11 protein-coding genes and 1 pseudogene are annotated in these 10,855 nt (G+C 67.1%); 10 read left to right on the top strand and 2 right to left on the bottom strand.

The window, feature by feature from the left end; all coding sequences use genetic code 11:
• From DSP71_RS03855 to DSP71_RS03865, 3 genes and pseudogenes are all read left to right on the top strand, one after another.
• Positions 1-222, top strand: a pseudogene (locus tag DSP71_RS03855) (hypothetical protein); the annotation flags it as partial.
• On the top strand, positions 219-1,547 hold the full coding sequence (locus tag DSP71_RS03860) for an oligosaccharide repeat unit polymerase (protein ID WP_113680401.1): 1,329 nt from the start codon (positions 219-221) through the stop codon (positions 1,545-1,547). The pseudogene DSP71_RS03855 and the gene DSP71_RS03860, both read left to right, overlap by 4 nt.
• On the top strand, positions 1,544-2,566 hold the full coding sequence (locus DSP71_RS03865) for a glycosyltransferase family 1 protein (protein WP_113680402.1): 1,023 nt from the start codon (positions 1,544-1,546) through the stop codon (positions 2,564-2,566). The genes DSP71_RS03860 and DSP71_RS03865 overlap by 4 nt, the downstream gene beginning before the upstream one ends.
• Here the strand turns inward: DSP71_RS03865 and DSP71_RS03870 are convergent.
• Positions 2,545-3,699 (bottom strand): hypothetical protein, encoded by a 1,155-nt coding sequence (locus DSP71_RS03870; RefSeq protein WP_113680403.1) that lies wholly within the window; start codon positions 3,697-3,699, stop codon positions 2,545-2,547. The two genes, DSP71_RS03865 and DSP71_RS03870, sit on opposite strands and share 22 nt — an antisense overlap.
• Positions 3,696-4,949 carry a nucleotide sugar dehydrogenase gene (locus tag DSP71_RS03875; protein WP_220151072.1) on the bottom strand — a complete coding sequence of 418 codons (1,254 nt, stop codon included), beginning with the start codon at positions 4,947-4,949 and terminating at the stop codon, positions 3,696-3,698. The genes DSP71_RS03870 and DSP71_RS03875 overlap by 4 nt, the downstream gene beginning before the upstream one ends.
• A 91-nt stretch (positions 4,950-5,040) precedes the next feature.
• Here DSP71_RS03875 and DSP71_RS03880 point away from each other — a divergent pair, with 91 nt between their 5' ends.
• The 7 genes from DSP71_RS03880 to rplB all read left to right on the top strand — a co-directional run bounded on the left by DSP71_RS03880 (position 5,041) and on the right by rplB (position 10,851).
• A complete protein-coding gene (locus tag DSP71_RS03880) occupies positions 5,041-6,852 on the top strand; it encodes a DUF4012 domain-containing protein (RefSeq protein ID WP_147251191.1) in 1,812 nt (603 codons plus the stop codon).
• A gap of 118 nt (positions 6,853-6,970) precedes the next feature.
• Positions 6,971-7,183, top strand: a complete 213-nt coding sequence (locus DSP71_RS03885; protein ID WP_045264638.1) for a hypothetical protein — start codon at positions 6,971-6,973, stop codon at positions 7,181-7,183.
• Between the two features lie 846 nt (positions 7,184-8,029).
• On the top strand, positions 8,030-8,338 hold the full coding sequence (rpsJ, locus tag DSP71_RS03890) for a 30S ribosomal protein S10 (RefSeq protein WP_017201594.1): 309 nt from the start codon (positions 8,030-8,032) through the stop codon (positions 8,336-8,338).
• 8 nt (positions 8,339-8,346) lie between these two features.
• Entirely contained in the window at positions 8,347-9,006 is a 660-nt protein-coding gene (rplC, locus tag DSP71_RS03895; protein WP_021201123.1) for a 50S ribosomal protein L3, read from the top strand.
• Positions 9,007-9,008: 2 nt separating this feature from the next.
• Positions 9,009-9,671 (top strand): 50S ribosomal protein L4, encoded by a 663-nt coding sequence (gene rplD, locus DSP71_RS03900; RefSeq protein ID WP_021201122.1) that lies wholly within the window; start codon positions 9,009-9,011, stop codon positions 9,669-9,671.
• A complete protein-coding gene (gene rplW, locus DSP71_RS03905) occupies positions 9,668-9,991 on the top strand; it encodes a 50S ribosomal protein L23 (RefSeq protein WP_113680406.1) in 324 nt (107 codons plus the stop codon). Before rplD ends, rplW begins: the two co-directional genes overlap by 4 nt.
• Positions 9,992-10,011: 20 nt before the next feature.
• Positions 10,012-10,851, top strand: coding sequence for a 50S ribosomal protein L2 (gene rplB / locus DSP71_RS03910; RefSeq protein ID WP_017201590.1), 840 nt, complete (start codon positions 10,012-10,014; stop codon positions 10,849-10,851).
• Positions 10,852-10,855 lie beyond the last annotated feature (4 nt).

Raw genomic sequence — 10,855 nt, forward strand, 5'->3', positions numbered from 1 at the left:
GCGGTGGATTCCGTGATCCCCGAGCGCACCGGACTCATGGTGACGGCGGGGGACGCGGGTCAGCTCGCCGACGCTCTGCAGCGGGTGATCGAGGATCCGCATCTCGCGGCGGACCTGGGCGCGAACGCCCGCGACTTCGTGGTCGAGCATTTCCGACGTGACGCGGTCCATGCCTCTGTGTCCGACTTCCTGCGGAGTGAGATGGAGCGGGGTCGGCGATGACGGACGTCTCCAACGGTGTCGGCGCGCTCGTCGTCGTCGCCGTGCTCATCGGACTGACCGTCCTGACCTGGTTCATCGCGCGACGAGCGTTCCTTCCCGTGGTCGTGCACAACGCGGTGTGGGCGGTGACGCTGGTCCTCGTCGGGTCGGGGCTCATCGCCTATCACGGTGCATCGATCGCCGCGTGGGGCGTGCTGCTGGTCGGTATCGCGTTCTTCTCCGTCGGGGCGTGGGGAGGTATCGCGCTCGCAGCCCGCAAGGCACGCAGCGCCGACCTGGCACCGCGGGACCATGCGCTCGTCAGCCGACGAGTCCTGCTGATCCTCGCCGGCGCCTACGCGCTGGGTTTCGGGGTGTACATCTGGACCATCCTCCAGCGCTTCGGGTGGGAGACCTTCTGGTTCCATCCCGGAACGATCCGTGGGGCTGCCGAGTCGTACCTCGCCGGAGTGCCCCTGTGGGCACGTCTGCTGATGTACGTCGGACCTCTTCTGCTCGCGATCCTCATCGTCCCGGGGTCGGTCCGGAACGGACTCGCGTGGTGGTGGCGCGTGCCGGCTGCGGTCCTGCTCGCCGCCTCGATGCTCGCCCTGCTGCAGCGGACGAACCTCTTCGCGGGGGTTCTGCTCGCGATCGCTGCCCTTCTCCTCCTCTACGCGCGCTCCTGGCGCGGCGGCCGCGTGCGGGCGTGGTACCTCCGCCCCTGGGTGATGATGATGTCGATCGCAGCCATCGGCGCCGGTGCGCTACTCGCCTTCCAGGTGCTCGCGGGTGCGCTGGGCAAGACGGGTGATGTCGGCAGCAACGTCTCGCCATTGCTGAGCGCCTCCGGGCTGTCCAGCCCGTTCATCTATCTGACCGCGGGCGTGCCCGCGTTCCTGTCCCTGGTGGATTCCACCAACGGCGCGTGGCCCCCGGTGGGCGGGCCTCGCATCGTCTACGGCGATTTCAACCCGCAGACATTCGGAACCGCGTTCTTCGAACCCGTCCTGAGTCTGATCCCCGGACTGCGCACCTGGAACCCAGTAGCGCCGTTCGTCAACGTGGGGACTCTGACGAACGTGTATACATGGCTGGAACCGTTCTATCGGGACTGGCGGGTCGTCGGCGTCGCCCTCGGCGCGGCGGCGATCGGTGCGCTCGTGGCCTACCTTTACTCCACGCGGCGAGCATCCCCGGCGCGCTGGTGGCTTTCGGCCCTGCTGGTGTCGACGCTGTTCCTGGTCACGTTCACGCAGAAGACCAACAACACGCTGTACCTCGTCACAGCCGCGATCATCGTGGTGCTCGGGGTGATCGGCTCTCGCCGGCGGGCGGCATCATGACGGCGCTGCACACGTACACCAGCTACGGGCGCAGTGCGGGAAGCGCACGGGTCCGCGTCTTCGACTGGCTCGACAGGCTGGAGGTGCCCGCGGTCACGCACTCGTATCTCGACGGGGCGACCAACTCCGGACGGTCTCTCCTGAAGTCTCCTCGGCGGCTGCTCGCGGCCGAGGCGGAGCTGCGTCGCAGGCCTCCGCGCGACGCGCGAGTGCTGGTGTCGCGGCAGGCGAGTCCGCTGAGCCGCGGTGGTGTGGAGAGACGTCTGCTGAGTGGCGAGCGCGTCGGGATCTATGATTTCGACGACGCCCTCCACCTCGACCGCCGGGGCCCGTTCCCGAAGGCGGCGATCTGGCGAGCGGCGGTCGGCGCGGCCGACGTCGTCATCGCGGGAAACGCCACACTCGCCGAGGCGGCGAGTCGGATCAACCCTCGCGTGACCGTGATCCCGAGCTGCGTGGATCCGGCGGACTACTCGCGCAAGACGAGCTTCGACATCGGGGAGACGCCGCGCGCGATATGGATCGGCTCGCCCGCCACGGAGCGCTATCTGCGCGACATCGAGTCTGCGCTGCTGTACGCGCATGAGCGGACGGGCATGCGGCTCACCGTCGTCAGCGCGGGGGACGCGGAGCTCGGACCGCTGGACGCGATCGTCGACCGGGTGGCGTGGTCGCCGCAGACCTTCGGTGCCGTGCTCGCCGACGCCGATCTCGGGCTGATGCCGACACCGGATTCCGCCTGGTCGCGAGGCAAGTGCGGCTACAAGCTGCTGCAGTACGGCGCGGCCGGGATTCCGATGATGGGCGACCCGGTCGGGGTGAACGCCGAGATCCTGCGCAGAGGAGACGGCATCGCGCCCGAGAGCGCGGACGACTGGGCGGACGCTCTCACCGGCTTCTTCTCGGAGAGCGCGACGCGACGTGCTGAGCGTGGAGCCGCAGGTCACCGCACAGTCCGGGATCACTACAGCTTCTCGGCGTGGGAGTCGGTCTGGCGTCAGGCGGTGACCGGCAACTGATCCGCGCGGCGGGCGACGAGCAGCCAGAAGAGCGACGACAGCAGGGTGGAGAGGGCGTATGCCCATATCGCTCCGCTCAGCCCGCCCAGCAGAGCACCCGCCAGCGGCCCGACGACGCCCAGCGCGGTCTGGACGAGCCGCGCCGCGAGCAGGCCGCGTCGTGAGGCCCGCAGCCTGGACACGATGTAGAAGGTGTGCCCCACCATGTTCGCCATGACGAAGATCGCGGTCGGTGCGGCGAACGGAATGAGGTCCCGGAGAGTGCCGAGCGGCCAGGACGTCTCGCCGAGCAGCAGCAGCACCCCGGCGGCGAGACCGCCGAGCACGATACCGCCGGCCACGACCGCGCCGACGGTCGCCGCAGACATCCGCAGTCGGGCGATGCGCGGCCGGATCGGATTCAGCAGCAGGCGCACCGGTGCGGCGACGTTCGACACGGCCCGGTAGACACCGAACGGGCCCACTCCTAAGATCGGGGCCAGCGCGTAGGGGGTACCGATCGACGAGGCATCCATGATCAGGGAGTCGCGCACGAGGGGAGCGATGGCGGTCCAGCGCTGACGGGTCCAGCGCACGAGCACGCCAGGTCGACTCAGAGCCGGCCACCTCGAGAACACGGCGGCGACGACGCTCGACGCCGCCCAGGTGCCGAGGACCCAGGAGAGCTCGCCGCTATGGAGGGTGAGGGTCACGACGCTGAGGACGACGGCGACGATGGCGGCGATGGCGTCTCCGAGGACCGACCCGCGTGTGTCGCTGTTCTCGACCGCGTAGAACCGTGCGGTCGAGCGGTAGGCGCTGCCGCCGATGGCGAGCGCGATCAGCCACCAGTACGGCGTCAGGGGCGAGTTCGTCAGGGAGACGACGAGTGCGGAGACGGCGGCGAAGATCAGGGCGAACTCCGTCGACGCACCGCTGAAGTCCGCCCAGGAGGTGGGGACGTCCTGGCGTGAACGGGTCGCCGCCTCGCAGATGAGGGAGAGTGCGAGCGACAGCGCGAAGGCGCCGGCGAGATAGACGATCGAGAAGAGCCCGAAGTCCGTGGGGGCGAGGGTGATGAGGCCGAGGACCTGAACGGAGAGTGTCGCGACCGCGGCAGCCGAGGACGTGAGGATCAGGCGCAGCGAGCTCACAAACGAACGACCCTGGGTCCCGAGAGCCGGCCCTTGGTGTCGAGCACCGGCGTCGGGGACTCGTGCAGCAGCGTCAGGTCGAAGTCGGAGTGATCGGTCACCAGGATGACCAGATCAGCGGCCTCGACTTCCGCAGCGGAGAGCTCCACGCGCTCGACGGCGGTCGGCCACCGGTGCGACTCGACGTGGCGGTCCGCGCCGCGGATGGACGCACCGAAGGAGGTGAGCAGCTCGATGAGGCGCAGGGAGGGGGACTCGCGGATGTCGGCGGTGTCGCGTTTGTACGCGAGTCCGACCAGCAGGATCGTCGACCCGTTCAGCGAGCGCCGGTCTTCGTTGAGCAGTTCCATGGAACGCTGGGCGACGTAGTCCGGCATGTGGTCGTTGACATCGTTGGCGAGTTCGACGAAGCGGAAGCTACGTCCGAGCTTGCGCCGCACCTGCCACGAGAGGTAGCTCGGATCCACGGGAAGGCAGTGGCCGCCGACACCGGGGCCCGGGGTGAACTTCATGTACCCGAACGGCTTGGTCGCCGCGGCATCGATCGATTCCCAGATGTCGACGCCCAGCTCGTGCGCGAACACGGCGAGTTCGTTCACCAGGGCGATGTTGACGTGGCGGAACGTGTTCTCGAGAAGCTTGGTGAGCTCGGCCTCCTTGGGCGTGGTCACGCTCACCGTTCGGTCCACGAGGAGGTCGTAGAAGGCCTTCACCTTGCCGAGTGACTGCTCGTCGATGCCGGAGACGACCTTCGGTGTGTTGACGAAGCCCCACGTGGGGTTGCCTGGGTCGATCCGCTCCGGGCTGTATCCGACGGCGAAGTCCTGTCCTGCCCGGAGCCCGGACCCGGCCTCGAGGAGGGGGACGAGGATCTCCTCTGTCGTGCCCGGGTAGGTCGTGGACTCGAGCACGACCGTCGCCCCGCGGGTGAGTCGGGTCGCCAACGATGCTCCCGCCGACTCGATGTAGGAGATGTCGGGGAGGCCCTCGCGGAGCGGGGTGGGGACCGTGATCACCGCGACGTCGAAGCCCTCGGTGTCGTCGTAGTCGGAGGACGCGAGATAGCGACCGGAAGCGATCGCCTCCTTCAGCTGCTCCGACGAGATGTCATCGACGTACGACTCACCGGCGTGCAGAGCGGCGATCCGCACGCTGTCGACATCGAGTCCGACGACGGTCATGCCCACCTGCACGGCGCGCATGGCTACCGGAAGCCCGACATATCCCTGACCGACGATGACAGCTTTCACGTGCACTCCTCCATGGTGTGGGCGAACCCCCGCCATGGGCGTGCGTCGCGGTCTGCGACGCTGCTCAGGTCCACCTCGGTAGTATATTGCGGTGACCCGAGACTCCAGACGCGCGCGTCGAGCCCAGAACGAGCAGCAGCGTCGAAAGAGTCGCCGCACCCGGATCATCCTGTGGGTGGTGGGCGTCGTGCTCGCACTGCTCATCGCCGTCGCCGTGATCGCGGCGATCCTCATTCCGAAGGCGCTCGACGCCAAGGACAAGCTCGAGGCTTCGGTGCCGCTGGCCCAGAGCATCCCCGGGCTGATCGCCTCCGGCGACACTGCGGGCGCGCAGGCCGCGGCGGAGGAGCTGACGAAGACCGCCGCTTCCGCGCACGAGCAGACCAGCGGATTCCTCTGGGAATCGCTGGAGTGGGTGCCGGTGATCGGCCCCAACCTCCATGGCGTCCGCATGGCGACCGCGGCCGTCGACGAGCTGGCCACCAAGGCGCTCCTTCCCGCTTCGGGGATCGACATCGCAGCACTTCGTCCTTCCGACGGCGGGCTCGACCTCCAGGCGATCCACGGCATCGGGGACATCGCGCGGTCGGCCGACCAGGCCGTGCGCGATGCCTCATCGATGCTGGCGGGCGTCGATCATGACGCGCTCCTCGGGCCCGTGGCATCCGGTGTGGAACGCATCGAGAAGGTTCTGAAGCCGGCTGCGAGCACACTCGCCGGCGTCATGCCGCTTGTCGAAGCCCTCCCCGAGATGCTGGGAGAGGGGGGACCCCGCGACGTGCTGGTCATCTTCCAGAACAATGGAGAGGTGATGTCCGGTGGCGGCACGATCGGCTCCATGGCCCAGGTGCACATCGACAACGGCGCCATCTCGATCGTGAACCAGTCGTCGGCTTCCGGTCGCGACTTCCCGAACTTCCGTCCACCGGTCGGGGGAGTGACGCAGGAGGAGACCGACCTGTACGGCTCGCTGTTCGGCAGCTACGTTCAGGCGCTCACCCGCTCGCCCCGTTTCGACAGGACGTTCGAGATCGCACGCGACATGTGGCGAGAGGCCAAGGGCGTCGAGGTCGACGCGGTCGTCTCCCTCGATACCGTCGCCCTGAGCTACCTCCTGGTCGCGACCGGGCCGGTCGCTATCCCCGGCGGTCCGGAGATCTCGAACTCCAACGCGGTGGCGATGCTGCTCGGCGACCTCTACAAGACGTACGAGCCCGCAGAGGTCGACATGATCAACCAGGTCTTCGCTGGGCTGACACTGCAGAAGCTGATGGGCGGTCAGGTCGATTTCGCCAAGCTGTCCTCTGTGCTCGGGCTCGCAGCGAAGGAGGGCCGGATCGCGATCTGGAGCGCCCGCGAGTCGGAGCAGCAGCTCATCGCCGGCACGGACCTCGATCGTCGCGGGCCGAGGGCGGCGGAAGGTACGGAGGCGTTCGGCGTCTACTTCATCGACTGGACGCCCGGGAAGATGCAGCGGTACATGACCCAGTCGATCGACGTGAGTCAGCCGGTCTGCGCCGCCGACGGACGCCGTCACGTGTTCGTGACGGTGACGCTTGCCAACACCGTCGATCCCGCTTCGGTGCGAGGGCTTCCCGAGTACGTCACCGGCGTCGGGATCGAGACGCCGAAGGGATCGATGCAGGTGGAGACCCTCGCCTTCGCCCCTCCGGGATACTCGCCGGTCGGGCAGAGGGCAGACGCCGAGCTCGCGCAGTCGGAGGTGCGCAAGGACCAGGAGTTCACCGTCGGAACGATGCGGTTGACGCTGGCGCCGCAGGAGAGCAGGACGCTCACCTACGAGTTCGTCGCCGACTCCGACGCCCCCACGAAGATCGAGCTCGACAGCACCCCGGTCGTCACTCCGACGGTCCTCACGCAGGACGCCGTCACCTGCCAGTGACCGACGCCACGGGATGCTGCTCTGCCGCAGCTGATCCCCCTGGTGATAGCGCGGCGGTTCGTGCAGACTAGACGCACATCGCACATCGCACATCGCACACCGCCTCCGAAGGGGAATCATGGGTATCGAGGACGCCGTCAACAAGGGCAAGGACCTGTACGAGCAGAACAAGGACAAGATCGCCGAGGCGGTCAAGAGCGAGCAGGCCGAGGACATCAGCGACAAGGTGCTCGACGGCGTGGCCGACTTCGCCAAGAAGATCGCTCCCGGCGCCGCAGACAAGATCGACGAGATCCGCGACAGCGCCGACAAGGCCGTCGGCAACGAGTAGCACGCAGCACAGCATCTGAGCGGCGAACCACTCCGGTGGGGCGCCGCTCTTCTGTTCCTGTCCAACGGCTTCGGCTTCGGAATGTCGTCGGATGTGGCGCATCCACAGATGTATCCAGTAGGATCATCGAGACCGCCTGGGGATCTTGCGGTCGGGGAAGCCGAAGGGGTTCGGTTTCCCGAAGCACGCGGACTTCCGCGTACGAAACTGGGGATAAGCGATCTTGGGGATCATCGTGCGACGCGCGCCGTCACGGCGCCTGAGCGTCTCCCTGCCTGCGCGGCGGGTCTTCCGCCGCGCCCTCGGTCGAGGAGTTCGGCGTCCCTTCACGCCGGGCTACTCGCGTTCGGTGTGCCCCCTCGCACTGAACGCCCTCCCCAAGCGGGGCGAGGCATGGGGATGCCTCGCCCCGCTATCTCCTGGGATCTGAGCCCTCTCGGACGCGTCACCGGGACTGTCGGAGGAGCGCGACACGCCCGGGTTTGCGCAAGTGAAATCAGCCGTGGCAGAATAGACAGGTTCGATATTCCGTCGCCGCTGTGCGCGCGAGGGATCACTGCCAGGGCAGTGCATAGACGGCGCCTCCTCCGGGACGGTGCAGGGTTCTAGGCCGCGGGTAGCAGAACACAACCCCGACACCCCTCTACATGAAGGGTTCTGCCGTGCGCGGCGGAAGGTCGGCATCCGGTCGCTTCACGGCGTCCGGCTGACAGAAGAACAGTGGTGCAGCAGATCGACTCGCAAGAGCCGTTCTCGTGCCGAGGCGCGAACAGCGCCGACGTGCGTCCAATGCCCCAGGGCCACCCGGTCCCGGACGGTAAGACGCTTAAAGAGAGAGAGCAGACAATGGCGGGACAGAAGATCCGCATTCGCCTGAAGTCGTATGACCACGAGGTCATCGACACGTCCGCACGCAAGATCGTCGACACCGTGACCCGTGCGGGCGCAACCGTCGTCGGCCCCGTGCCCCTTCCGACCGAGAAGAACGTCGTGTGCGTCATCCGGTCGCCGCACAAGTACAAGGACAGCCGCGAGCACTTCGAGATGCGCACCCACAAGCGTCTGATCGACATCGTCGACCCGACGCCCAAGGCCGTCGACTCGCTGATGCGTCTCGACCTGCCGGCCGATGTCAACATCGAGATCAAGCTCTGAGGTTCGACATGGCTGACATCAACTCCAAGGTTTCCAAGGGCATGCTGGGCACGAAGCTCGGCATGACCCAGGTGTGGAACGAGAGCGGCAAGCTCGTTCCCGTCACCGTCATCGAGCTGGCACCCAACGTGGTCACCCAGGTCCGCACGCCCGAGAAGGACGGCTACAACGCCGTGCAGATCGCGTACGGCCAGATCGACCCCCGCAAGGTGAACAAGCCGCTCTCCGCCCACTTCGAGGCAGCAGGCGTCACGCCGCGTCGTCACGTCACCGAGATCCGCACCGCGGACGCCGGCGACTACAACCTGGGCCAGGAGCTCACGGTCGACGGCACCTTCGAGGCCGGCCAGCTCGTCGACGTCGTCGGCACGAGCAAGGGCAAGGGCTTCGCCGGTGTCATGAAGCGTCACAACTTCAAGGGTGTCTCGGCTTCGCACGGTTCGCACCGCAACCACCGCAAGCCCGGCTCCATCGGCGCATCGTCGACCCCGAGCCGCGTCTTCAAGGGCATGCGCATGGCCGGCCGTATGGGTGGCGAGCGCGTGACCGTCCTCAACCTCACGGTGCACTCCATCGACATCGAGAAGGGACTCATGCTCGTCAAGGGCGCCGTCCCCGGTGCTCGTGGCCGCATCGTCTATGTCCGCAACGCAGTGAAGGGTGCCTGATCATGGCTGACTCCACTCTCGCGCTCGACGTCCTCAAGGCAGACGGCAAGAAGGCAGGCTCGATCGAGCTTCCCGCCGCGCTGTTCGACGCCAAGACGAACATCCCGCTCATCCACCAGGTCGTCGTCGCGCAGCTCGCGGCGGCTCGCCAGGGCACGCACTCGACCAAGCGTCGTGGCGAGGTCTCCGGTGCCGGCCGCAAGCCCTTCAAGCAGAAGGGCACGGGTAACGCCCGTCAGGGTTCCATCCGCGCGCCGCACATGACCGGTGGTGGCATCGTGCACGGCCCCAAGCCGCGCGACTACTCGCAGCGCACCCCCAAGAAGATGATCGCCGCCGCCCTGCTGGGCGCGCTCAGCGACCGCTTCCGCGGTGACCGCATCCACGCCATCGAGTCCTTCGGGATCGACGGCACGCCTTCGACCAAGACCGCGGTGAACTTCCTCACCAACGTCGTCTCGTCGAAGAACGTGCTCGTCGTGATCGAGCGCAACGACGACGTGACGCTGAAGAGCATCCGCAACCTGTCGAACCTGCACGTGCTGACGTTCGACCAGCTCAACGCATACGACGTGCTCGTCTCCGACGACATCGTCTTCACCCAGGCCGCGCTCGAGGGCTTCATCGCCTCCAAGTCCGGCGCCAACCAGGAGGTCTCCGCATGAGCGAGCAGGCATCTGTTCTCCAGACGGCCCTGAACAAGGACCCGCGCGACATCATCCTGAAGCCGGTCGTGTCCGAGAAGAGCTACGGTCTCATCGATGAAGGCAAGTACACCTTCCTCGTCGACCCGCGCGCTTCGAAGACCGAGATCAAGCTCGCCATCGAGAAGATCTTCGGCGTCAAGGTCGCAAGGGTCAACACCCTCAACCGCGTCGGCAAGGCTCGTCGCACCCGCTTCGGCACCGGCAAGCGCAAGGACACCAAGCGCGCCATCGTCACCCTGAAGTCGGGCACCATCGACATCTTCACGGCAATCGGCTGATCCGGGGGATAAGGACAATAATGGCTATTCGCAAGTACAAGCCCACGACCCCGGGCCGTCGCGGCTCGTCGGTGGCTGACTTCGCCGAGATCACTCGATCGACGCCGGAGAAGTCGCTGCTGCGCCCGCTCTCGAAGACCGGTGGTCGCAACAACCAGGGCCGCATCACGACCCGTCACATCGGTGGTGGCCACAAGCGCCAGTACCGCGTCATCGACTTCCGTCGTAACGACAAGGACGGCGTCAACGCCAAGGTCGCTCACATCGAGTACGACCCCAACCGCACCGCGCGCATCGCGCTGCTGCACTACTTCGACGGTGAGAAGCGCTACATCCTCGCTCCGGCGAAGCTGAAGCAGGGCGACATCGTCGAGTCGGGTGCCGGGGCTGACATCAAGCCGGGTAACAACCTCCCGCTGAAGAACATCCCCACGGGTACCGTGATCCACGCGATCGAGCTCCGCCCCGGCGGCGGCGCGAAGATGGCACGTTCGGCCGGCGCGTCCGTCCGTCTCGTCGCCAAGGACGGCCCCTACGCCCAGCTGCGTCTGCCCTCGGGCGAGATCCGCAACGTCGATGCGCGCTGCCGCGCGACCATCGGCGAGGTCGGCAACGCCGAGCAGTCGAACATCAACTGGGGCAAGGCCGGCCGCATGCGCTGGAAGGGCGTCCGCCCGACCGTGCGTGGTGTCGCGATGAACCCGGTCGACCACCCGCACGGTGGTGGTGAGGGTAAGACCTCTGGTGGTCGTCACCCCGTCTCCCCCTGGGGCCAGGCTGAGGGTCGTACCCGTCACGCCAACAAGGAAAGCGACAAGTACATCGTGCGTCGTCGTAACGCCGGCAAGAAGCGTAAGTAGGAGT

It is taken from the genome of Microbacterium sp. H6, assembly GCF_003314775.1.
Lineage (GTDB): Bacteria > Actinomycetota > Actinomycetes > Actinomycetales > Microbacteriaceae > Microbacterium > Microbacterium oxydans.

Bases quoted from the DNA above. Each gene is read 5' to 3' on its own strand.
- rpsJ (WP_017201594.1), top strand. From the start codon at position 8,030: ATGGCGGGACAGAAGATCCGCATTCGCCTGAAGTCGTATGACCACGAG.
- rplD (WP_021201122.1), top strand. From the start codon at position 9,009: ATGGCTGACTCCACTCTCGCGCTCGACGTCCTCAAGGCAGACGGCAAG.
- DSP71_RS03860 (WP_113680401.1), top strand. From the start codon at position 219: ATGACGGACGTCTCCAACGGTGTCGGCGCGCTCGTCGTCGTCGCCGTG.
- rplC (WP_021201123.1), top strand. From the start codon at position 8,347: ATGGCTGACATCAACTCCAAGGTTTCCAAGGGCATGCTGGGCACGAAG.
- DSP71_RS03885 (WP_045264638.1), top strand. From the start codon at position 6,971: ATGGGTATCGAGGACGCCGTCAACAAGGGCAAGGACCTGTACGAGCAG.
- DSP71_RS03865 (WP_113680402.1), top strand. From the start codon at position 1,544: ATGACGGCGCTGCACACGTACACCAGCTACGGGCGCAGTGCGGGAAGC.
- rplW (WP_113680406.1), top strand. From the start codon at position 9,668: ATGAGCGAGCAGGCATCTGTTCTCCAGACGGCCCTGAACAAGGACCCG.
- rplB (WP_017201590.1), top strand. From the start codon at position 10,012: ATGGCTATTCGCAAGTACAAGCCCACGACCCCGGGCCGTCGCGGCTCG.